A 21,778-nucleotide genomic window follows, 5' to 3' on the forward strand; every position below is an offset into this window, starting at 1 on the left:
CCTGGGAGGATAGGAAGTTGCCAATCTTAAAAAAGTGCTTCTTTAGCTCAGTTGGTAGAGCACACGACTGTTAATCGTGTTGTCGCTGGTTCGAGCCCAGCAAGAAGCGCCATTTTTTTATTTTTTGTAAAAAACAAAATTTAAAGGGAGAGCTGGATGAAGAAAAAATTACTTACAGGATTGTTGGGATTAGGATTATCATTAGTTTCTTTTGGAGCTGAAAGTTTAGAATTAGGTTTTTTATCGCCAAAACAACTTAAAAGTCCAAATGCAGATGTAAATGGAGTTAGATTAGGATTGATATATACTGAAAATAGAAATGTTGAAGGTGTTGATATAAATATAATTGCAAATAAAAAACAAAATTTTAAAGGACTTTCAATAGGTTCTCTTTATGATAGAACAGAAGGGAATTTTGAAGGAGCAAAATTAGGTTGGTTTTTCTTTCCTATTACATTTAATAGTGTAGGTGGAAATATGACAGGAGTTCAGCTAGGTTTAGTAAATATAGTAGAACAAAATATAAAGGGAGTTCAATTAGGTGCGGCAAACTTTACAAAAACTGGAACAGGAGTTCAATTTGGAGTATTTAATAAATCTGAAAAAATAAGAGGACTACAGTTAGGTTTAGTAAATATGGCTGATAATTTAGAAGGATTACAGATTGGTTTAGTAAATATGGCTGATAATAGTGAAATTTTTGAAGTGTTACCACTTTTAAATTTCAACTTTAGATTTTAATCTTCTAAATTGACAAAATAAAGATTTTATGATACACTTATATAGTTATTAAAAGGAATATTCCGCTTTAATGGAATATAATATATTAATATATTAAATGAATATTCATGGAGGCTAAAATGAAAGAAAAATTAATTCAATTAGTAGAGCAAGACTACTTAAGAAACGACATCCCAGCATTCAAAGCTGGAGATACTATCACTGTTCACTACAAAGTTGTAGAGGGTAACAAAGAAAGAATACAGTTATTCGAAGGTGTAGTAATCAGAGTAAATGGTGGAGGAATCGCTAAGACTTTCACAATAAGAAAAGTAACAGCTGGAATCGGAGTAGAGAGAATAATCCCTATGAATTCACCAATGATCGCTAAAATCGATGTTTTAAAAATCGGAAAAGTAAGAAGATCAAAGCTTTACTACTTAAGAGAACTTTCTGGAAAGAAAGCAAGAATCAAAGAAATCAGAAAGTAATATTTCTAAAGCTAAGGGACAACAATTCCTTAGCTTTTTTCTTTTTTTTGTGTTAAAATATAATCAAATTGACTAAGGGAGTTGAGATTATGAGTAGAGACAACATCATTTTAAATATCATTTTTTACGTAATTTTATCAACTTTTTTTCTTTATATATTTATAAAAGAAAAAAAGATTGTTGCTTTAATTGAAAAGAAAAGAACTAAATTTGAAGATGTTCTTGTAAATAAGTTTAATTTAAAAGGTAAAATAAGTGAAAAGATTTTGAGAAGAATAATCAAATTAGTTGAAAGTTTAGGTAGTGCATTAATTTTAGTATTAATTATACAAAAATTTTATATAGGAAACTTTTTAGTTCCAACAGGATCAATGATTCCAACAATAATACCAAAAGATAGATTGTTTGGAAATATGGTTATTTATAAATTTAAAGCCCCTCAAAGAGAGGATATAATTGTATTTAAAGAGCCTATAGAAAATAAAGTTCTCTATACAAAAAGACTAATGGCTTTACCTGGAGAAAAAGTTCAAATTAAATATAACAAATTATTTATAAATGGAAAAAAAATATCTGAAAGAGAATATGCCCCTTTAGGTGAATTGGGAAATAAAGAATGGTTAGTTCCTAAAAAAGGAGATGTAATAACTATAATTCCAGGACAAGATTATAGAAATAATTTTGAGAAAGAGAATATTGATATTGTAAAAGTTCAAGCTCTTTTAAAAGAAAATAGTGGATATGTATCACAGTTGTTACCAGATGTGAAATTTATGATAAATGATACTTCTACAGGAATGATTTTAGATTTTATTCACGATGAAGAAATCTTAAAAAAATTATTAGTGGGTGAAACTGTTACAGAAAAAATAGACGAGGATTTTTATCTTGCTTTAGGTGATAATACAAATGGAAGTTATGATTCTAGAATGTGGGGATTTGTGAAAGATACTAGAATAAAAGGAAAAGCATTGGTTAGATTCTGGCCTTTAAATAGAATAGGATTATTAAATTAGTTATGATATTAGAAATCACTGTAGAAAATATTATTTTACTTCAAGAATTGGTAAAAATAGAGAAAGAAATTTTTTCAGAAAGTTATTATTCAATAGAAACTTTAAAAGAAATGATCATAAAAAATGATTATAAAATTTTAGTTTTTAATAAAAGAATAGATGGATATTTAATTTTACATGACTCTTATGATCTTTATGAAATTATGAAGATCGGTGTTAGAAAAGAATTAAGAAAAAATAAAATAGGATATAAATTAATTGAATTTTATTTGAAAAACTTTGATAAAAATTTATTTTTAGAAGTGAGAGAAAGTAATGAAGTGGCAAAAAACTTTTATGAAAAAATAGGATTTATAAATATTGGAAAAAGAAAAAATTATTATCCAAATGGAGAAACTGCCATTTTAATGTCGCTAGAAAGAAATTAATATATATTTAGGAGGAAAATTAATAATGAACAGAGAGATTTATTCAAACCCTTTAGCAGAAAGATACAGCTCAAAGGAAATGCTAGAAGTATTTTCACCGAAATTTAAATTTTCTACTTGGAGAAAGTTATGGTATGTTTTAGCAGAGACTGAAAAAGAATTAGGTCTAGATATAACTGATGAACAGTTAGTACAAATGAAAGCTAATATAGATAACATTGATTATGATTTAGCCGATAAAATGGAAAAAAAGTTTAGGCACGATGTAATGGCTCATGTTCATACATTTGGAACAGCAGCACCAAAAGCTATGCCTATAATACATTTAGGAGCTACAAGTGCCTATGTAGGAGATAATACAGATTTAATTCAAATAAAAGAAGCATTAAATATTTTAAAGAAAAAATTAATAAATGTAATGGATGGATTAGGTAAATTTGCAAATGAACATAAAGATTTACCGACGCTTGGGTTCACACATTTCCAAGCGGCTCAATTAACAACAGTTGGAAAAAGAGCAACTCTTTGGTTACAAAGTTTAGTTTTAGATTTAGAGGAGTTAGATTTCAGGCAGGATACTTTAAGATTTAGAGGAGTAAAAGGAACAACTGGAACTCAAGCATCTTTTGAAGAATTATTTGATGGGGATTATAAAAAAGTTAAAGAATTAGATGAAAAAGTAGCAACTAAAATGGGCTTCAATAAAAGATTTTTAGTAACAGGACAAACTTATGATAGAAAAATAGATTCAGAAATTTCAAATCTATTAAGTAATTTAGCTCAATCAGCTCATAAATTTACAAATGATTTAAGATTATTACAGCACTTAAAAGAGTTAGAAGAACCATTCGAAAAAAATCAAATAGGTTCATCAGCTATGGCATACAAAAGAAATCCTATGAGAAGTGAAAGGATTTCATCACTAGCAAAGTTTGTAATAGCTTTACAACAAAGTACTGCAATGACAGCTGCTACTCAATGGTTTGAAAGAACGTTAGATGATTCTGCAAACAAAAGATTAGCATTACCACAAGCTTTCTTGGCAGTAGATGCTATATTAATCATTTGGAAAAATATACTAGAGGGATTAGTAGTGTACCCAAAAATGATAGAAAAGCATATAATGGCAGAACTACCATTTATGGCGACTGAATACATCATTATGGAGGGTGTAAAAAAAGGTGGAGATAGACAAGAACTTCATGAAATAATAAGACTTCATTCAATGGAAGCTGGGAAAAAAGTCAAAGTTGAAGGTCTTGATAATGATTTGATTGAAAGAATATTAAATGATTCATCATTTAATATAGATAAAGATAAATTAATGGAAATTTTAGCTCCTAAAAACTTTATTGGTTTCTCTTCAGAACAAGTGGTAGATTTCTTAGAATCAGAAATAAAACCAATATTAGAAGCTAATAAAGATTTATTAGGAATGGATACTGATTTAAGAGTATAATATGGAATTTAAAAGAAAGAGATATTTAACTACATTTGTGTTACTAGCTCTTTATTTATCATTGATAGAGACATTAATTCCAAAACCATTTCCTTGGATGAAACTTGGACTTGCAAATATTGCATCAATAATAGCATTAGAAAAATTTGATGAAAAAATGGCATTAGAAATTTTATTACTCAGAATTTTGATTCAAGGAATGATGTTAGGAACAATGTTTTCACCTAGTTTTATAATAAGTTTAATCTCAGGAGGGGCTAGTACCCTCTTGACCATTTTATTATTTAGATATAGAAAAAATCTATCTTTGATTGCTATATGTATAAGCGGAGCTTTTATTCATAATTTAGTACAGCTAGTAGTAGTTTATTTTTTATTGTTTAGAAATATTAGCATTATAAGTAAATCAATTTTTATATTTATTTGGGGGTTTTTATTTATGGGCTGTATTTCAGGAGTTATAACAGGATACATTTGTGAAAGATTACAATTTAGAAGAAAAAGGGGATAAAATGAGAAAATATTTTGGAACAGATGGAATAAGAGGAGAAGCGAACAAAGAATTAACAGTTGAATTAGCCTTAAAATTAGGATATGCTTTAGGTCATACCTTAAAAATGAAATATCCAGATAAAAAAAGAATCAGAGTGATAATGGGTTCAGATACAAGAAGATCAGGTTATATGTTAAGATCGGCTTTAACTGCAGGATTAAATTCAATGGGGATTAATATAGATTTTGTAGGAGTTATTCCAACACCTGGAGTTGCTTATCTAACAAAAAAAAGTACAGCAAAAGCTGGAATAATGATATCAGCATCACATAATCCAGCAAAAGATAATGGAATAAAAATATTCTGGGAAGATGGATATAAACTTCCTGATGAAGTAGAATTGGAAATTGAAAAATTAATGGATAATGTAGAAGAAATAATAAAAAATCCAATTGCAGGAGATGATGTAGGTAGATTTACATATGCAGAGGATGAATATTACCTTTATAGAGATCATGTAATATCTACTGTTTCTGGAGATTTTTCAAGTATGAAAATAATATTAGATGCAGCAAATGGATCGGCGTATAGAGTAGCTAAAGAGGTATTTTTAGCCTTAGGAGCAGAAATTGTAGTAATAAATGATGCACCAAATGGGAAAAATATAAATGTAAAATGTGGATCAACATATCCAGAAATATTATCAAAAGTAGTAATTGGTTATGAAGCAGATTTAGGTTTAGCTTATGATGGAGATGCAGATAGACTAATTGCTGTTGACAAGTATGGAAAAATAATAGATGGAGATAAAATTATAGCTGTTTTAGCTTTAGGAATGAAAGCTAAAGGAGAACTAAAAAATAATCAAATAGTTACAACAGTAATGAGTAACATGGGATTTGAAAGTTATCTTTCTAATAAAGGTATTCATTTAATAAGGGCTAATGTTGGTGATAGATATGTTCTTGAAAAAATGAAAGAGCTAGATGTTAACATTGGTGGAGAGCAATCAGGCCATATAATTTTATCAGATTTTGGAACAACAGGGGATGGAGTACTAACATCTGTAAAACTAGTTGAAGCAATCAGAGATTCACAGAAATCACTTGATGAATTAGTAAATGAAATAGTTGATTGGCCTCAAGTTTTAATAAATGTAAGAGTTGATAATAATAAAAAAAACTTATGGAATAAAAATAAAAACATAGTTAATTTTATAGAAAAAAAAGAAGAAGAGATGCTAGGATTTGGTAGGGTACTTGTAAGGACATCAGGAACAGAGCCAATAGTAAGAGTGATGGTAGAAGGAAAAGAAATGACTACAGTTGATAGGGTAGCTAAAGAAATTGTAGCAATAGTAGAAAAAGAATTAATTTAGGAGAAAATTATGTATTATAAAAATTTTTCAAAAGTATATGACAAATTTATGCAACATTGTGATTATGATTTATGGGTTGATTTAGTTAAAGAAAAGATTGTAGAATCTGAAACAGAAGGAAAAAAACTTTTAGATTTAGGATGTGGAACAGGAGAAACATTAGTTAGATTAAAGGATGATTTTGAATGCTCAGGATTAGATTTATCTCCTGATATGTTAACTATAGCTAACAAAAAATTAAAAAATAAAGGTGTTCAATTATTTGTAGGAGATATGAGAGAGTTTTCTACTGGAGAAAAATATGATATAATCGTGTCGCTTTTTGATACAGTAAATCATTTGACATCTTTAGATGATTTGGATGATTTAATGAAGTGTATTTATAATTCTTTAAATCCAAAAGGAGTATATATTTTTGATATTATAAATAGAAACTTTATAGAAAATATGTTCCCTGGAGGAGTTTATTATGATGATAGAAAGGATATGACTATTATTTGGGAGCACTTCAGAGAAGAAGAATTAGATATAATTGAAGCTGTATATTTTGTTAAAAATAGAGCAGGAAGTTATGAAAAATTGAAAGAGGTTTATGAAAAGAAAATATTTGAAGAGTGCGAAATTAGAAAAGCAATTGAAAAAAATAATTTAAACTTGTTAAGTATTAGTAAAAATGATAGAATAGCTGGAGAAAGGTTCTTTTACATGGTAAAAAAATAATTCCTATTTAAAATAAGGAGTGTAAAACATGATGTTTTTCAATAAAGATTTTATACATTCTTTTTCATTGTTGGGGTCTTTAGGATTTTTAATGGTAGGAAATATAGGAATATTTGTATTAGTTTATAAATTAATTGAAAGATTTTTTTTTAAGAGTACACCATTGTTTATAATTTTACTTATAATTGGAGTATTTAGTGCATTTTATAACGTGTATAAGTTGATAATGAAAAAATAGGATTGAGTGATAATGGACGAACTAAAAATAATAATGAAACGTGGAACCATAGCCGCATTAATTGTTTTACTATATGGGATATTATCAAAAAATGAATATATTTATTTAGGGATGTTTTTAGGATCTATTTTGTCTGTAGTTGGATTCTATATGATCTGTCTCGATGCAAAAGCAAGTTTAGCTTCCAATTCACCATTTAAAGTTGGAGTAATAGGATATTTAAAAAGATACTTTTTATACGGAATATTTTTAGCACTTGCTGCAAAGTTTTATGGATTTCCAATGTTAGTTAGTGGAGTTATTGGATTATTAAATATTAAAATTAATATTCTTGCAATAACTTTATTTAACAATATAAAAAAATTTAAATCTAAGTATTTAAAATAAACTATTGAAAGGAGGCGAGACTAATGAGAATAGGACCAATAGAGTTTATAACTCCACCATTAGTAGAAGGACCTGCAATAATGTTTCACATACCATTACCACATTTCTTAAATCAAATTCCATTTGCAATGGAATATGCTGACGGAAAATTTGGATTACCTGTTACTATTACAGTAATAAGTACATGGTTTGTGATACTTATGTTGGCACTTTTATTTAAAATGGGAACGAAAAAATTAGAAATGATTCCAGGAAAAGCACAAATCGTGGCAGAATCAGTTTATGAATTCGTGTATGGTATTATTCATCAAATGCTAGGAGATTGGACATCAAGGTATTTCACATTTTTAGGATCATTATTTGTATTTATTCTAGGATGTAATTTACTTATGTTTGTACCAATACCTTGGGGCGGATTAAAAGATGGTGTGTTTACTTTAGCACCAGCATTTAGAGCACCAACAGCAGATCTTAATACTACAGTTGGATTAGCATTACTAACTACAGCTGTATTTTTAGGAACTAGTGTAAAAGTAAATGGAGTATTAGGTTACTTTAAAGGTTTACTTGAACCAATGCCATTTATGTTACCTATTAACTTGGTTGGAGAGTTAGCAAAACCAACAAATATTTCTATACGTTTGTTTGGAAATATGTTTGCAGGTATGGTTATAATGGGGCTTATATATAAAGCTGCACCAATGGTTATACCAGCACCGTTACATTTATATTTTGATATATTTAGTGGAATAGTACAAAGTTTTGTATTCTTAATGCTAAGTATGGTTTACATTCAAGGATCATTAGGGGATGCACAGTGTCCCAATGATAAATAGAAACTAACAATTTTAATTTTAATTTAAAAATAACTAGGAGGTAATGATTATGGATTTAATGTTAGCAAAAACGATAGTATTAGCAGCATCTGCAGTAGGAGCAGGATGTGGAATGATCGCAGGAATAGGACCAGGAGTAGGACAAGGGTATGCAGCAGGTAAAGCAGTAGAAGCAGTAGCAAGACAACCAGAAGCAAAAGGAGATATTATCTCTACAATGGTATTAGGACAAGCAGTATCTGAGTCAACAGGTATATATTCACTAGTAATTGCACTTATCTTACTATATGCTAACCCATTCGTAGGAATGTTAGGATAATTTTAGAAAAAACACATCAAATACTTTTAGGAAGGAGGTAGAAGACTTGGCACCAACAAATATGCCTGCAGTATCCATAGATATTAACATGTTTTGGCAAATAATAAACTTCTTCATTTTAGTATTTATATTTAATAAATACTTTAAAAAGCCGTTAATGAAATTAATGGATACAAGAAAAGAGAAGATAGCAGCTGAATTTTCAGAAGCTCAAAAGAGTAATGAAGAAGCTGCTTTAAAAAATAAAGAAGCTCAAAAAATCTTAAGAGATGCAAAAGATGAAGCTACGAAAATAATTCAATTAGCAGAGAAAAAAGCTGATGAAAGAAAAGAAGGAATATTATCTGATGCTTCAGCTCAAAGAGATAAAATGATAAAATCATCAGAGCTTGAAGTTCAAAAAATGAAGCATGCAGCTAAAAAAGAGCTAGAAATTGAAATGAGTCAATTAGCTGTAAAATTAGCTGAAAAGATAATAAGAGAGAACTTAAACTCTAATTTAGACGCTGCCCTAGCTGATAAATTCATAGATGAGGTAGGGGGAGTAAGATGATAGGAAACCAAATTGGAAAAAGATATGCTGAAGCAATATATAGTGTTGCTGAGCAGAAAAATGAGGTTAAATCAATATATGAAATTTTAAATTCTGTAATGGAACTTTTTAAAACAGATATTGATTTCAAAAATTTTATAACTCACCCTCTGATTAAAGAGAGCCAGAAAAAAGAAACATTAAAGAAAATTTATACAGACTCTACTAACGAAGGATTAGAAGTACTTTTCTATATTTTAGAAAAAGGAAGAGTAGCACAAATAAGAGAAATTGTAGCAGAGTATGTTAAATTGGATTATGCAAAAAATAAAATTTTAAATGTAGAAGCTACATTTGCACTTTCATTAAGTGAAGAGCAAAAAGAAAAGCTTTCTAAAAATCTTGAAAACAAAACAGGTAAAAAAATAAAACTAGTAGTTAAAGTTGATAAATCTCTAATAGGTGGAGGAATTATCAGAATAGGTGATGAGGTTATAGACGGAAGTATCCGTAGACAATTAGAAACTCTAACACATAAATAAAAACTACTTGTAAAATTAGGAGGTGTAATCAGTTTGAAAATCAGACCAGAAGAAGTAAGCAATATAATTAGAACTGAGATCGAGAATTATAAAAAGAGTCTTGATGTCAAAACTTCAGGTTCTGTGTTGGAAGTAGGAGACGGAATTGCAAGAATCTACGGATTAAGCAGTGCAAAAGCAGGAGAGCTTTTAGAGTTTCCAAACGGAATAACAGGAATGGTTTTAAACCTTGAAGAAGATAACGTTGGAGCTGTTATACTAGGAGACTATACAAAGATTAAAGAGGGAGACGAGGTTAAAGCTACAGGTAGAATTGCCTCTGTTCCAGCAGGAGAATCTTTATTAGGAAGAGTAGTTAACGCTTTAGGTGAACCAATAGATGGAAAAGGTTCAATAAAAAGTGAAAAATACATGGAGATTGAAAGAAAAGCTTCAGGTATTATTTCAAGAAAACCAGTAACTGAGCCACTACAAACAGGAATTAAATCAATAGATGGAATGGTACCTATTGGTAGAGGGCAAAGAGAACTTATTATTGGAGATAGACAAACTGGTAAAACAGCAGTAGCTCTAGATGCAATATTAAATCAAAAAAATACAGGAGTTAAATGTGTTTATGTTGCAATTGGTCAAAAAAGATCAACAGTAGCACAAATAGTTAAAAGATTAGAAGAAGCAGGAGCTATGGAATATACAATAGTTGTTGCAGCAACAGCTTCAGAATCAGCTCCATTACAATATTTAGCACCATACTCTGGAGTAGCTATGGGAGAATACTTCATGGATAAAGGTGAAGCTGTTCTTATAGTATACGATGATTTATCTAAGCATGCAGTAGCATATAGAGAGATGTCATTACTATTGAAAAGACCACCTGGAAGAGAAGCTTATCCAGGAGATGTATTCTATCTTCATTCAAGATTACTTGAAAGAGCTGCAAAGCAATCAGATGAGTTAGGTGGAGGTTCAATAACAGCTTTACCAATCATCGAAACTCAAGCAGGAGACGTATCAGCGTATATTCCAACAAACGTTATATCTATAACTGATGGACAGATATTCCTAGATGCTCAATTATTTAACTCAGGATTCAGACCAGCTATAAATGCAGGTATATCTGTTTCAAGAGTTGGAGGATCTGCACAAATAAAAGCTATGAAACAAGTTGCTGCTAAAGTTAAGTTAGAGCTTGCTCAATATACTGAATTATTAACTTTCGCACAATTTGGATCTGATTTAGATAAAGCTACAAAAGCTCAATTAGAAAGAGGACATAGAATTATGGAAGTTTTAAAACAACCACAATATAGTCCTTATCCAGTAGAAGAGCAAGCAGTATCATTCTATGTTGTAATCAATGGATTCTTAGATGAAATACCTCTTGATGAAGTAGGAAGATTTGAAAGAGAATTAATTACAGAAATGAGAAATACAACAACAATTTTAGATGAAATTGTAAAAGGTAAAACTTTAACTAAAGAAATAGAAACAAAAATTGCTGATTCAGTAGTGGCATTTAAAAAGAATTTTAATTAAAGAGAGGTCGGAATATGGCTGGAACTAGAGAAATAAAAAATAGAATAAAAAGTGTTCAGTCTACTCACCAAATTACAAAGGCCATGGAAATTGTTTCTACTACAAAATTTAAGAAGTTCTCAACAATAGTAGCTAAATCAAAACCTTATTCAGAAAGCATTGAAAATATTTTACAAAATATTGCTTCTGGAGTTAAAAGTGAAAAACATCCACTTTTTGATGGTAGAGAAGATGTAAAAAAAATAGGAGTTGTTGTAATGTCTTCAGATAGAGGACTAGCAGGAAGTTTTAATACAAATACATTAAAAGCTCTAGAAAAGTTGATTTCTGCAAATAGTGGAAAAGAGGTCTCTGTAATAGTAGTTGGAAGAAAAGCTAAAGAATACTGTGCAAAAAGAAATTACGATGTAAAAGCTGAATATACACAACTAATCCCTGAAACTATGTTTGATAAAGCAAAAGAGATTAGTGAAAATATTGTAGAATATTATTATAATAACATCTTTGATGAAGTTTATGTAATTTATAATAAATTTATATCAGCTTTAGTAAGTGATTTAACAGTAAAAAAAGTAATTCCTATAGAAAGAGTTGAAGGAAGCGAGAGTAAGACTTATACATTTGAGCCATCTCCAGAAGAGATATTATCATCTCTTCTACCTAAATATTTAAACATGGAATTATATAAAGCTTTATTGGACAACACTGCTAGTGAGCATTCTGCAAGAAAAAATGCAATGAAAAGTGCAACGGATAATGCTGAAGATATGATAAAGGGATTAACTTTAGAATATAATAGAAGAAGACAAGCTTCAATAACTCAAGAAATTTCTGAGATTGTTGGAGGAGCCGCTGCGTTAAATTAAAAGAATTAGGAGGCAATAGTGGAAAATAAAGGTACCCTTACACAAATAATAGGTCCTGTTATAGACGTTATGTTCAATGATAGATTGCCTGGAATTTATAACGCTCTAAAAGTTAAAGCTGATGACGGAAGAGAAGTAGTTCTTGAAGTTCAGCAACATTTAGGAAATAATGTTGTAAGAACAGTAGCAATGGATGCTACTGAAGGTTTACAAAGAGGAATGGAAGTAACAGATACAGGATCGGCTATAACAGTTCCAGTAGGAAGAGGTGTTTTAGGAAGAATTTTAAATGTTTTAGGAGAGCCAGTTGACGAAGCAGGACCATTAAATACAACTGAATTTTTACCTATACATAGAGATGCACCAGATTTCGATCAACAAGGAACAGATGTAGAGATATTTGAAACTGGAATTAAGGTAATCGATCTTCTTGCACCATATATTAAAGGTGGAAAAATAGGTCTATTTGGAGGAGCTGGAGTAGGTAAAACAGTTCTGATAATGGAGCTAATTAATAACATCGCTAAAGGACATGGAGGATTATCTGTATTCGCAGGTGTTGGAGAAAGAACAAGAGAAGGAAGAGACTTGTATGATGAGATGAAAGAATCAGGAGTTCTTGAGAAGACATCTCTAGTATATGGACAAATGAATGAGCCACCTGGAGCTAGATTAAGAGTTGCTCTTACTGGACTAACAGTAGCGGAAAATTTCAGAGATAAAGAAGGACAAGACGTTCTTTTATTCATAGATAATATATTTAGATTTACTCAAGCTGGAGCAGAGGTTTCTGCATTATTAGGAAGAATACCTTCAGCAGTTGGATACCAACCAACACTTGCTTCTGAAATGGGTAAATTACAAGAGAGAATTACATCAACTAAGTCAGCGTCAATAACTTCAGTTCAAGCTGTTTATGTACCAGCGGATGACCTTACTGACCCTGCACCAGCAACAACATTTGCTCACTTAGATGCGACAACAGTTCTTTCAAGAAGAATAGCTTCTCTAGGAATATATCCAGCAGTTGATCCATTGGATTCAACTTCAAAAGCTTTAGATCCAGCTATAGTTGGAAATGAGCATTATAAAATTGCTAGACAAGTTCAAGAAATATTACAAAGATACAAAGAACTTCAAGATATTATTGCTATACTAGGAATGGATGAATTAGCTGATGAAGATAAATTAACTGTTACTAGAGCAAGAAAAATTGAGAGATTCTTCTCACAACCATTCTCAGTTGCTGAGGCATTTACAGGAATGGAAGGAAAATATGTTCCAGTAAAAGAGACAATAAGAGCTTTCAAAGAGATAGTTGAAGGAAAGCATGATGCTCTTCCAGAACAAGCATTCCTTTATGTTGGAACAATCGAGGAGGCAATAGCTAAGGGAAGAGACCTTATGAAGGGAGCTGAGTAATTATGGCAAACTCTTTTAAGCTAGAGCTAGTAACTCCATTAAGTAAAGCTTTATCTCAAGAGGTAAGCTTTGTTATGCTAAGAACTACAGAAGGAGATATGGGTATATTGCCTAATCATTCACCTTTTGTTGCAGGATTAGCTACTGGAGAAATGAAAATTAAAAGTAATGGACAAGAAAGTTTTTACTATGTTTCTGGAGGATTTGTAGAAATCTCTAATAACATTGTAACTATTTTAGCTGATGAAGCTATGGATATAAAAGATATAGATTTAGAAGCTGCTAGAAAAGAAGCAGAAATTGCTAAAGGAAAATTAGAAAGAGCAGCAGAGGATATGGATATTGCTAATGTGCAAAGATCATTAACTCAAGCTTTAACTAAAGTTAAATTAGCCGAAAGAATGCTTTAATAAAATACCCCCCTGATTGGAAATTCTAATTGGGGGTTTTTATATATATTTGTAACTACTCAGTTGGTAAATTACAAAAAATAAAAAAAAGTTAAATAATAGGAGATTTCTATGTTATTTTATAGTAGTCTCCTTTTCGATTTTGCTTTTAACCTTTACATTTCGAATTTCTCTTTCTTTGTAAAAATTTCAGCGTTTCTTTCTGTAAAGAATTTTAACATCTTCATATCGAGATAATCGTTTACGCTTTACTTCTTCTGAAGTTGGGTCAAAAGAATAATGTTGTTTTTCTTCAATTATCCCTTCTTTAACCGCAGTAACATAAACCGTAGTAATATATTTTTCAATACAAAAAAAAGATACTTTCTTCATTTTTTTGAAAAAAGTACCTTTTTTATTAAATTTTATTATTTACTAGCTGAGTAGTTATAATTAACCGTTTTTACGATCGAAAATAACATCAATAGGAGTTCCTTCAAATCCGAAAGATTCTCTTAATTTGTTTTCAATATATCTACCGTAAGAGAAGTGAACAAGCTCAGGGTAGTTACAGAATAGAATAAATCTAGGTGGTGCAGTAGAGATTTGAGTAGCATAATTAATTTTAACAACTCTACCTTTTCTTGTTGGTGGATTATTCATTATTATAGCATCACTAATAACTGTATTTAATAATCCAGTTGTGATTCTTTTGTTGTATTCAGCAAATACAGCTTCAGAGTGCTCTAATAATTTCGTTGTTCTTTGACCAGTTAAAGCTGAAACAAACTCTATAGGAGCGTAAGAAAGGAATGGTAACTCAGCATAAAGTTCCTCTTTCATTTTCTTCATTGTATCACCTTTTTTATTTTCAATAGTATCCCATTTATTCATAACAATTATTATTGGTTTTTTCTCATCATGAGCAATTCCAGCAATTCTCTTATCTTGCTCAGTTAATCCTTCACTACCATCGAGCATCCAAATACAAACATCAGCTCTTTTAATTGTTTTTATAGCTCTTAAAACAGAATAGTACTCTAAACTTTCTTCAACTTTAGATTTTCTTCTGATACCAGCAGTATCAATAAGAACATATTTATTTCCATCAAATTCAATAGCAGTATCTATAGCATCTCTAGTTGTTCCAGCGATATCACTAACAATAGTTCTTTCTTCACCACAAAGTCTGTTAACAAGAGATGATTTTCCAGCATTAGGTCTTCCAATTATAGCTAGCTTTAATCCAGGTTCATCTTCATACTCTTCAACATATTCATCAATTGTATCAACAACTAAGTCCAACATGTCTCCCAAGTTTATTTTATGCTCTCCTGAAACAGCAATAAGATGTTCAAATCCAAGTCCCCAGAAATCGTATATATCGTCTTGTTGAGCTAAGAAGTTATCAATTTTGTTAACACAAAGTATAACTGGTTTCTTTTTCTTTCTTAATAAATAAGCAACTTCCTCATCTAATGGGTTTAGTCCATTTTTTCCATCTACAACGAATAAAATAACATCAGCTTCGTTCATTGCAACTTCAGCTTGTTGTCTGATTTTAGTCATCATGAACTCGTTGTTTCTAGGCTCAAGTCCTCCAGTATCAACTAGAACGAACTCTTTACCACGCCATTCAGTCTCTCTGTATAATCTATCTCTTGTAACTCCTGGTTGGTCGTCAACGATAGCTATTCTATCACCAACCAATTTATTAAATAGTGTTGATTTTCCAACGTTAGGTCTTCCTACGATTGCAACAATTGGTTTCAATTTTAATACCTCCTAGTTTTATTTGTTTGAGTGATAATATCTTTTTGTTTTTGTTTTTTACCATTGTCCTTTTCAACGAATATTTTTTTATCATTAAATGGATTTATTTCGGTATAATACATAAGTGTAGAATAAGTTGATGGAGTAGGAGTAAAAATTTGTACCTGCTCTGGACTTACTTTAAGTTCAGAGGATGCGAATCTTTTTAAATCTAACATATCTTTTTCGTTACACCCTGGATGAGCAGCAATTAAATAATAAGTCAAAAACTGTTTTTTATCATGCTTTTTATTCAGTTCGTAGAAACGATTCTTAAACTCTTTTAATATACTTTTTCCTTGTTTACCCATTAGAGAAAGAATTTTATCCTCTGTATGTTCGGGAGCAATTTTCATTTGTCCTGAAATATGGTCTTTAATAATCTCTTCAAGATAGTTATCACCAGATTTATTATCATCTAAAATCATATCATATCTGATACCAGATGCAATAAATATTTTTTTAATTTTATCAATAGATTTAAGTTTTTTTAAAAGTTCAATTTGTTTTGAATGATTTAATTTTAACGCAGAACAAGTCTCTGGATAAAGACACCTTTTATGAGAACAAGCTCCATGTTTTAATTTTTTATCACATTCAAGTCCATACATATTAGCTGTAGGGCCTCCAACATCTGAAATATTTCCCTTAAATCCTTTTGAATTTGAAATAGTTGTTACTTCTTTAATTATAGAATCTTCACTTCTAGAGATAACGGTTCTTCCTTGATGAACAGCTATAGCACAGAAGTTACATTCACCATAACATCCTCTATGAGTCGTCACAGAATTTTTTATAGTATCTAAAGCTTTTACATGCCCATCTTTTTTATAGTAAGGATGAACATCTCTTTCAAATTCTAAGCCATAAATAGCATCCATCTCTTCTGATGTAAAATTTTCAGAAGGTGGATTTTGAATATAATATCTATCAGAATTTTTTTGAGAGATACCTTTTGCAGTAATTGGATCACAATTATTATAGAAAAGTTCGAAAGCCTTGACAAAGTTTTCTTTTTTTTCTAAACACTCTTCAAAACTTGGGAGAGCTAGATAACCTTCTAAAGGCTCTTTCGAAATATACCCAATACCTCTTATACCTCTCCAATCCTCATTGTTTTTAATAGCTTCAGCAAGTTCTAACATAGATTTTTCTCCCATTCCATATGAAAGAATATCCGCTTTAGCATCAAAAAGAATTGGACGTCTTAAAGAGTTGCTCCAGTAATCGAAGTGCACAATTCTTCTAAGACTAGCTTCTATTCCACCTAATACAATAGGAACAGAGCTGTTTTTAAAGAAACGACGAATAAGATTAGTATACTGCATAGTTGCTCTATCAGGTCTTCTATTATTTTCTCCACCAGGAGTAAAGTCGTCACTTTTTCTTCTTTTTTTAGTAGCAGTATAGTTAGCAACCATAGAATCAACACAACCAGCAGAAACTGCCCAATATAAATTGGGAGCTCCAAGTCTAGTTATATCTTTCTCAGAATTAATATCTGGTTGTGCAATAACACCTACTCTAAAGCCATTTTTAACTAACCATTTACCAATAATAGCAGTACCATTATATGAGGAATCTAAATACGTATCTCCAGATATAAGAATAATATCCAAAGAATCCCATCCTAGTTTTTTAACCTCTTCTATTGTAGTAGGTAGAAACATTTAAAATCACACTCCTTGAGACGCAGCCATTAAGAAAGGAACAACTTGTTTCTTTCTAGAAACAACACCATCAACCCAAGCAGTGTTGTTATTTAAAATTGTATGGAAAGCTCTTTCAACAATCGTAGAATTTCCTACAACAAGTAACATAGAACCAGCTTTAACTATATCTGTGATAACAAGAATAGATAGTTCATAACCATTGTCATGATTAGTTTTAGTCATAGTACTTTCTAGAACCTCTTGAAGATTTAAAAGTCCTTTTACATCAACAGTATTAACTTGAGAAATAGCTAATTTAATTCCATTCATAGAAAATTCTTTTTGGTCCATAGTTAATATCTCTTCAGGTGTTTTATCTGAAAGAGAAGTACCAGCAATAAGCATTTTCATTGCATATTCTTCAAAGTTAGTTACTTCAGAAATTGAAGCTAAAGCTTTTACAGCAGCAATATCTTTTTCTGTACAAGTTGGAGACTTGAATAGAAGAGTATCAGATAAGATAGCACTCATCATTAATCCAGCAATCTCTTTAGAAGGGATAATTCCAGCTTCTTTATAAAGATTGTAGATTATAGTACAAGTACATCCTACAGCTTCTGCATTTATCTTTACAGGCTCATTAGTTTCAAAGTCAAACTTATGATGATCAACAACTTGGATTACTTGAGCATCTTTTAATCCAGCTACAGATTGAGCACTTTCATTGTGATCAACTAAAACAACTTTTTTTCTAGTGAAATTAATTAGATTTTTAGTTCTTATAGTTCCGTAAACTTCACCATTTTTATTTACTACAGGAAAGTTTGTTTGAGAAGATTCTTTCATAATATCTTTAATATCAACTAAGTAATCATCAATAGAGAAAGAATAGAATTTCTCATTATTTAAAATAGATAAAATAGATATTGATTGAGAAATTAAAGGTATAGCTTTAAATAAAGATTTATTAACTCTTAAAATAGGAGTTTCTGAATCTCTAGGTAAAATAATATCTTCTTTATCACAACAAAGAATAATCATTTTTACATCTAAATTAATTAAGTCATCTATAGAATCTAATAGAGTTGTAGTAATAACAATATCACCAGACGAGATATTTTTGTATTCACTAACTCCTTTTAAGTTTGCCACAATTTTACCTGAAGGATATTTTCCACTGACAATTTCACCTTCTAAAACTTCTTTTAAATTTTCATAAGTTGTGTAATAGTTAGAAAACAAATCAGAATAATCAATGTTTAAATAAGCATTGGCTATATCAGAAACATGTATCATTCCTTTTAAATGATTTTTACTATTGACAACAGGTAAACTAGAGAAATTTTCCTCTGTCATTACTTCTAAAGCTTTTTTTAAAGAATCTTTATGGTTTATAGTTCTTTTTTCAACAGAAGTAAGGTCTGATATTTGAGCACTTACTGTTGAAAGTAGTTTTGGTGCATCTATGTTAAAACTATTTAAAACAAATTCAGTCTCTTTACTAATGTTTCCTAATCTACAAGCTAAAGCGGATTCGCCTTTTAACTCTTTTAATCTAGCTAATGAAATAGCTGAACAGATTGAATCTGTATCTGGATTCTTATGTCCAAAAATTAAAGTTGGTTCCATGTAAATACTCTCCTTTTTCTTAATAAGTCTATTAATTATTTTATCATTTTTTTGAAAATAGAACAACAAAATCTTTACTTTTATGCTAAAAAATATAAAATACAAAATGAAAATATACGGATATGGAAAATATGTAGTTATTATGCTAAAATATAGTAAGGATTTTTACAAAAAATATTCATGAGGTGAAAAAATGAAATTAGTTGATACACACTGCCATTTAGATAATGAGCAATTTGATTTAGATAGATTAGAAGTTATAAATAAAATAAAAGAAAAGTTAGAATTTTGTGTAAACATAGGTTATGATTTGAAAAGCTCTGAAGAGAGTTTAAAACTAGCAAAAGAATATGATTTTATATATGCAGTTATTGGAATTCATCCAATTGATATAGCGCAATATAATGATACTCTTGAAAAACAATTAGAGGAGATGGCAAAAGATTCAAATGTAGTTGCAATAGGAGAGATTGGGTTAGATTACCATTGGATGACAGAGCCTAAAGAAGTTCAAGAAGAAAGATTTAGAAAGCAACTAGAGTTAGCTAGAAGAGTAAATAAACCAGTTGTTATTCATACGAGAGATGCAATGGAAGATACTGTTAGGATATTAAAAGAATATCCAGATTTAAATGGAGTTATTCATTGCTATCCTGGATCAATAGAAACCGCAAAAGTTTTAATTGATAGATTTTACCTAGGAATTGGAGGAACTTTAACATTTAAAAACGCTAAAAAAACTGTTGAAGTAGTCAAAGGTATCCCATTAGATAGAATTGTAATAGAAACAGATTCGCCATATTTAACACCAATTCCATTTAGAGGAAAAAGAAATGAACCTATTTATGTAGAACATATAGCACAAAAGATAGCTACAATAAAAGAGTTAACTTTAGAAGAAGTAGTTAGAATAACAACAGAAAACGCCAAAAAACTATATAGAATAGGATAGGTATAAATATGAAGTTTATAGGTATTGGGAATGATATAATTGAAATAGAAAGAATTGAAAAAGCGATTTTAAAAAAAGGTTTTAAAGAAAGAGTTTTCACTCAAAAAGAAATTGACTCAATAGAAATAAAAGGTGGAAAAGCCGAGAGTTATGCAGGTAAATTTTCGGCAAAAGAAGCTATTTCAAAAGCTTTAGGAACTGGAGTAAGAGGTTTTAACTTAGTTGATATAGAAATACTTAATAACGCTTTAGGTAAACCAGAAGTAAGGTTTTTAGGCGGTTTAAAAGATAAAAATTTAAAAGTAGAGATTTCTATATCTCATTGTAAAACTTATGCAACAGCAGTTGCTATAGCTATGGAGGAAGAAAAAAATGAATGATTTTTATGAAATGTTAGATCAATTTATAGATGGATTAGAAAATAAAAAAGATGATTATGCAATTTTATCTTTTGTTGTTGATGAATTAGGATATATACCAGATGAAATTCTAAAATATATTTCTAAAAAAATAGATATATTTCCATTTTCATTAGATGGAACTATAAAATTTTATCCAAAATTGCAAAAGGCAAGAACAAAGTTTTACGTTCAAATTTGCACTGGAAGAAATTGTAATAGAGTTGGATTAAAAGAAAAAATTATAGAGATAAAGAATAAAGTTGATTTTGTAATAGAAGAAAGAAATTGTTTAGGTAAATGTTCAAAAGGAAGCTCAATTAAAATAAATAATGGATTTTACTCGTATAAAAACTTAGAAGAATTAGAAAAAATGTTATTCAATTTAAAATAAAATTTAGGAGGTATTTTGATGGATATTTTAGAATTAAAAAGAGAATATAACCAATTTAAGAATCAAATTGACGCTATAAGGGGGTCTCTTTGACTTAGATGTCAGAAAAAGTAAAATTACAAATTTAGAAAATAAAACTTTGCAAGAAGGATTTTGGAATGATAAGTTGACTAGCGGTAAAGTTATAAAAGAGATGAACGAAGAAAAAGATATAGTTAAAGAGTTTGAAATTATAGAAAGTATGTTCTTTGATGAAGATATTTTAATTGATTTTGTGGATTCTGGAGAAGAAGATTTTGTAGAAGAGCTAGAAGAGAAGCATAAAAAATTAATGCATACAATAGATAACTTTGATACTAAAATGCTTTTGGACGGAGAGTACGATAGTAATAATGCAATTGTAACAATTCATTCTGGAGCAGGTGGTACAGAAGCTTGTGATTGGGCTGATATGCTTTATAGAATGTATATGAGATGGTTTAATGTTAGAGGTTTTAAAGTGACTGAAATGGATTATATGTCTGGAGATTCAGTTGGAATTAAATCAATAACACTTTTAGTAGAAGGAACAAGAGCTTATGGATACTTAAAAGGTGAAAAAGGTGTTCATAGGCTAGTTAGAATATCACCATTTGATTCAAATAAAAAAAGACATACTTCTTTTGCATCTGTAGATATTATGCCAGAAGTAGACGACACAATTGAGATAATTATAGATACAGGCGATTTAAGAGTAGATACTTACAGAGCTTCTGGAGCAGGTGGACAGCATGTAAATATGACTGACTCAGCAGTAAGAATAACTCATATTCCGACAGGAGTAGTTGTAACTTGCCAAAGAGAAAGGTCACAACTAAGTAACAGAGAAACAGCAATGAAACTTTTAAAATCTAAACTCTTAGAGATTGAAATGAAAAAGAAAGAGGAAGAATTAAAAAAAATTCAAGGTGTTCAAAGTGATATAGGTTGGGGAAATCAAATTAGATCATATGTATTCCAACCTTATACAATGGTTAAGGATCATAGAACTTCTGTAGAAAGCGGAAATATAAGAGCTGTTATGGATGGAGATATAGATGATTTTATAAACGGGTATTTAAGATGGACAAAAAATAAAAAATAAAAAATAATAAGTAATCTTGAAATTATTATTTATATAGATTATAATA

At 29.9% G+C, this 21,778-nt stretch carries 25 protein-coding genes and 1 tRNA gene; 23 read left to right on the forward strand and 3 right to left on the reverse strand.

The annotated features are described in order from the left end of the window. The first annotated feature begins 36 nt into the window (after positions 1-36). The 19 genes from ACRCZX_RS03940 to atpC all read left to right on the forward strand — a co-directional run bounded on the left by ACRCZX_RS03940 (position 37) and on the right by atpC (position 13,793). Positions 37-112, forward strand: a tRNA-Asn gene (locus tag ACRCZX_RS03940). Positions 113-156: 44 nt separating this feature from the next. Further along, on the forward strand, positions 157-741 hold the full coding sequence (locus ACRCZX_RS03945; protein ID WP_438581644.1) for an LA_2272 family surface repeat-containing protein: 585 nt from the start codon (positions 157-159) through the stop codon (positions 739-741). A gap of 119 nt (positions 742-860) precedes the next feature. Next, positions 861-1,211, forward strand: a complete 351-nt coding sequence (rplS, locus tag ACRCZX_RS03950; protein WP_438581645.1) for a 50S ribosomal protein L19 — start codon at positions 861-863, stop codon at positions 1,209-1,211. Between the two features lie 89 nt (positions 1,212-1,300). Beyond that, a complete protein-coding gene (gene lepB, locus ACRCZX_RS03955) occupies positions 1,301-2,227 on the forward strand; it encodes a signal peptidase I (protein WP_438581646.1) in 927 nt (308 codons plus the stop codon). 2 nt (positions 2,228-2,229) lie between these two features. Continuing rightward, the gene (gene rimI / locus ACRCZX_RS03960) at positions 2,230-2,655 is read left to right on the forward strand and encodes a ribosomal protein S18-alanine N-acetyltransferase (RefSeq protein ID WP_438581647.1); all 426 of its coding nucleotides are present in this window, start codon (positions 2,230-2,232) and stop codon (positions 2,653-2,655) included. A 25-nt stretch (positions 2,656-2,680) separates the two neighbouring features. Continuing rightward, positions 2,681-4,114, forward strand: a complete 1,434-nt coding sequence (purB, locus tag ACRCZX_RS03965; protein WP_438581648.1) for an adenylosuccinate lyase — start codon at positions 2,681-2,683, stop codon at positions 4,112-4,114. A gap of 1 nt (position 4,115) precedes the next feature. Continuing rightward, complete coding sequence (locus ACRCZX_RS03970; protein WP_438581649.1) at positions 4,116-4,625, forward strand: Gx transporter family protein; 510 nt, start codon at positions 4,116-4,118, stop codon at positions 4,623-4,625. 1 nt (position 4,626) lies between these two features. Next, complete coding sequence (gene glmM, locus ACRCZX_RS03975) at positions 4,627-5,985, forward strand: phosphoglucosamine mutase (protein ID WP_438581650.1); 1,359 nt, start codon at positions 4,627-4,629, stop codon at positions 5,983-5,985. A gap of 9 nt (positions 5,986-5,994) precedes the next feature. Continuing rightward, positions 5,995-6,705: a class I SAM-dependent DNA methyltransferase gene (locus ACRCZX_RS03980; protein WP_438581651.1), complete on the forward strand. Its 711-nt coding sequence runs from the start codon at positions 5,995-5,997 to the stop codon at positions 6,703-6,705. A gap of 28 nt (positions 6,706-6,733) precedes the next feature. Continuing rightward, positions 6,734-6,943, forward strand: coding sequence for an AtpZ/AtpI family protein (locus ACRCZX_RS03985; protein WP_438581652.1), 210 nt, complete (start codon positions 6,734-6,736; stop codon positions 6,941-6,943). A gap of 12 nt (positions 6,944-6,955) precedes the next feature. After that, positions 6,956-7,330, forward strand: coding sequence for an ATP synthase subunit I (locus ACRCZX_RS03990; RefSeq protein WP_438581653.1), 375 nt, complete (start codon positions 6,956-6,958; stop codon positions 7,328-7,330). A 23-nt stretch (positions 7,331-7,353) separates the two neighbouring features. Then, complete coding sequence (gene atpB, locus ACRCZX_RS03995) at positions 7,354-8,166, forward strand: F0F1 ATP synthase subunit A (RefSeq protein WP_438581654.1); 813 nt, start codon at positions 7,354-7,356, stop codon at positions 8,164-8,166. A gap of 49 nt (positions 8,167-8,215) precedes the next feature. Then, a complete protein-coding gene (atpE, locus tag ACRCZX_RS04000) occupies positions 8,216-8,485 on the forward strand; it encodes an ATP synthase F0 subunit C (RefSeq protein WP_040407557.1) in 270 nt (89 codons plus the stop codon). Positions 8,486-8,531: 46 nt separating this feature from the next. Then, on the forward strand, positions 8,532-9,038 hold the full coding sequence (gene atpF, locus ACRCZX_RS04005) for a F0F1 ATP synthase subunit B (protein WP_438581655.1): 507 nt from the start codon (positions 8,532-8,534) through the stop codon (positions 9,036-9,038). After that, on the forward strand, positions 9,035-9,559 hold the full coding sequence (atpH, locus tag ACRCZX_RS04010) for an ATP synthase F1 subunit delta (protein ID WP_438581656.1): 525 nt from the start codon (positions 9,035-9,037) through the stop codon (positions 9,557-9,559). Before atpF ends, atpH begins: the two co-directional genes overlap by 4 nt. 33 nt (positions 9,560-9,592) lie before the next feature. Beyond that, entirely contained in the window at positions 9,593-11,095 is a 1,503-nt protein-coding gene (atpA, locus tag ACRCZX_RS04015) for a F0F1 ATP synthase subunit alpha (protein WP_438581657.1), read from the forward strand. A 14-nt stretch (positions 11,096-11,109) separates the two neighbouring features. Beyond that, complete coding sequence (gene atpG, locus ACRCZX_RS04020) at positions 11,110-11,961, forward strand: ATP synthase F1 subunit gamma (protein WP_438581658.1); 852 nt, start codon at positions 11,110-11,112, stop codon at positions 11,959-11,961. A gap of 18 nt (positions 11,962-11,979) precedes the next feature. Next, a complete protein-coding gene (gene atpD, locus ACRCZX_RS04025; protein ID WP_438581659.1) occupies positions 11,980-13,383 on the forward strand; it encodes a F0F1 ATP synthase subunit beta in 1,404 nt (467 codons plus the stop codon). Positions 13,384-13,385: 2 nt separating this feature from the next. Continuing rightward, positions 13,386-13,793 carry an ATP synthase F1 subunit epsilon gene (gene atpC / locus ACRCZX_RS04030; RefSeq protein ID WP_438581660.1) on the forward strand — a complete coding sequence of 136 codons (408 nt, stop codon included), beginning with the start codon at positions 13,386-13,388 and terminating at the stop codon, positions 13,791-13,793. Between the two features lie 432 nt (positions 13,794-14,225). On the opposite strand, the gene der is transcribed toward atpC, so the two are convergent. Genes der through ACRCZX_RS04045 form a run of 3 tightly spaced genes read right to left on the reverse strand, consistent with a single transcriptional unit; the run spans position 14,226 to position 18,865 of the window. Further along, on the reverse strand, positions 14,226-15,545 hold the full coding sequence (gene der / locus ACRCZX_RS04035) for a ribosome biogenesis GTPase Der (RefSeq protein WP_438581661.1): 1,320 nt from the start codon (positions 15,543-15,545) through the stop codon (positions 14,226-14,228). 2 nt (positions 15,546-15,547) lie between these two features. Next, a complete protein-coding gene (locus tag ACRCZX_RS04040) occupies positions 15,548-17,254 on the reverse strand; it encodes a YgiQ family radical SAM protein (protein ID WP_438581662.1) in 1,707 nt (568 codons plus the stop codon). A 6-nt stretch (positions 17,255-17,260) separates the two neighbouring features. Continuing rightward, positions 17,261-18,865, reverse strand: coding sequence for a putative manganese-dependent inorganic diphosphatase (locus ACRCZX_RS04045; RefSeq protein WP_438581663.1), 1,605 nt, complete (start codon positions 18,863-18,865; stop codon positions 17,261-17,263). 193 nt (positions 18,866-19,058) lie between these two features. Between ACRCZX_RS04045 and ACRCZX_RS04050 the strand changes: the two genes are divergently transcribed. From ACRCZX_RS04050 to prfB, 4 genes are all read left to right on the forward strand, one after another. Next, a complete protein-coding gene (locus ACRCZX_RS04050) occupies positions 19,059-19,817 on the forward strand; it encodes a TatD family hydrolase (RefSeq protein WP_438581664.1) in 759 nt (252 codons plus the stop codon). A gap of 8 nt (positions 19,818-19,825) precedes the next feature. Then, positions 19,826-20,197, forward strand: coding sequence for a holo-ACP synthase (gene acpS / locus ACRCZX_RS04055; RefSeq protein ID WP_438581665.1), 372 nt, complete (start codon positions 19,826-19,828; stop codon positions 20,195-20,197). Next, the gene (locus tag ACRCZX_RS04060; RefSeq protein WP_438581666.1) at positions 20,190-20,609 is read left to right on the forward strand and encodes an NAD(P)H-dependent oxidoreductase subunit E; all 420 of its coding nucleotides are present in this window, start codon (positions 20,190-20,192) and stop codon (positions 20,607-20,609) included. The genes acpS and ACRCZX_RS04060 overlap by 8 nt, the downstream gene beginning before the upstream one ends. An 18-nt stretch (positions 20,610-20,627) precedes the next feature. Further along, a protein-coding gene (gene prfB / locus ACRCZX_RS04065) for a peptide chain release factor 2 (RefSeq protein ID WP_438581667.1) occupies positions 20,628-21,732 on the forward strand; the annotation gives its coding sequence in 2 pieces (ribosomal slippage) (positions 20,628-20,699 and positions 20,701-21,732; 1,104 coding nt in all). Positions 21,733-21,778: the final 46 nt, after the last annotated feature.

The organism is Cetobacterium sp. (genome assembly GCF_051658645.1).
Lineage (GTDB): Bacteria > Fusobacteriota > Fusobacteriia > Fusobacteriales > Fusobacteriaceae > Cetobacterium_A.

Coding starts and splice junctions, on each gene's coding strand:
- ACRCZX_RS04050 (WP_438581664.1), top strand. CDS start 19,059: ATGAAATTAGTTGATACACACTGCCATTTAGATAATGAGCAATTTGAT.
- atpB (WP_438581654.1), top strand. CDS start 7,354: ATGAGAATAGGACCAATAGAGTTTATAACTCCACCATTAGTAGAAGGA.
- ACRCZX_RS03990 (WP_438581653.1), top strand. CDS start 6,956: ATGGACGAACTAAAAATAATAATGAAACGTGGAACCATAGCCGCATTA.
- ACRCZX_RS03970 (WP_438581649.1), top strand. CDS start 4,116: ATGGAATTTAAAAGAAAGAGATATTTAACTACATTTGTGTTACTAGCT.
- atpC (WP_438581660.1), top strand. CDS start 13,386: ATGGCAAACTCTTTTAAGCTAGAGCTAGTAACTCCATTAAGTAAAGCT.
- ACRCZX_RS03945 (WP_438581644.1), top strand. CDS start 157: ATGAAGAAAAAATTACTTACAGGATTGTTGGGATTAGGATTATCATTA.
- glmM (WP_438581650.1), top strand. CDS start 4,627: ATGAGAAAATATTTTGGAACAGATGGAATAAGAGGAGAAGCGAACAAA.
- rplS (WP_438581645.1), top strand. CDS start 861: ATGAAAGAAAAATTAATTCAATTAGTAGAGCAAGACTACTTAAGAAAC.
- atpH (WP_438581656.1), top strand. CDS start 9,035: ATGATAGGAAACCAAATTGGAAAAAGATATGCTGAAGCAATATATAGT.
- ACRCZX_RS04040 (WP_438581662.1), bottom strand. CDS start 17,254: ATGTTTCTACCTACTACAATAGAAGAGGTTAAAAAACTAGGATGGGAT.
- atpG (WP_438581658.1), top strand. CDS start 11,110: ATGGCTGGAACTAGAGAAATAAAAAATAGAATAAAAAGTGTTCAGTCT.
- ACRCZX_RS03980 (WP_438581651.1), top strand. CDS start 5,995: ATGTATTATAAAAATTTTTCAAAAGTATATGACAAATTTATGCAACAT.
- lepB (WP_438581646.1), top strand. CDS start 1,301: ATGAGTAGAGACAACATCATTTTAAATATCATTTTTTACGTAATTTTA.
- atpE (WP_040407557.1), top strand. CDS start 8,216: ATGGATTTAATGTTAGCAAAAACGATAGTATTAGCAGCATCTGCAGTA.
- acpS (WP_438581665.1), top strand. CDS start 19,826: ATGAAGTTTATAGGTATTGGGAATGATATAATTGAAATAGAAAGAATT.
- purB (WP_438581648.1), top strand. CDS start 2,681: ATGAACAGAGAGATTTATTCAAACCCTTTAGCAGAAAGATACAGCTCA.
- ACRCZX_RS03985 (WP_438581652.1), top strand. CDS start 6,734: ATGATGTTTTTCAATAAAGATTTTATACATTCTTTTTCATTGTTGGGG.
- rimI (WP_438581647.1), top strand. CDS start 2,230: ATGATATTAGAAATCACTGTAGAAAATATTATTTTACTTCAAGAATTG.
- ACRCZX_RS04060 (WP_438581666.1), top strand. CDS start 20,190: ATGAATGATTTTTATGAAATGTTAGATCAATTTATAGATGGATTAGAA.
- ACRCZX_RS04045 (WP_438581663.1), bottom strand. CDS start 18,865: ATGGAACCAACTTTAATTTTTGGACATAAGAATCCAGATACAGATTCA.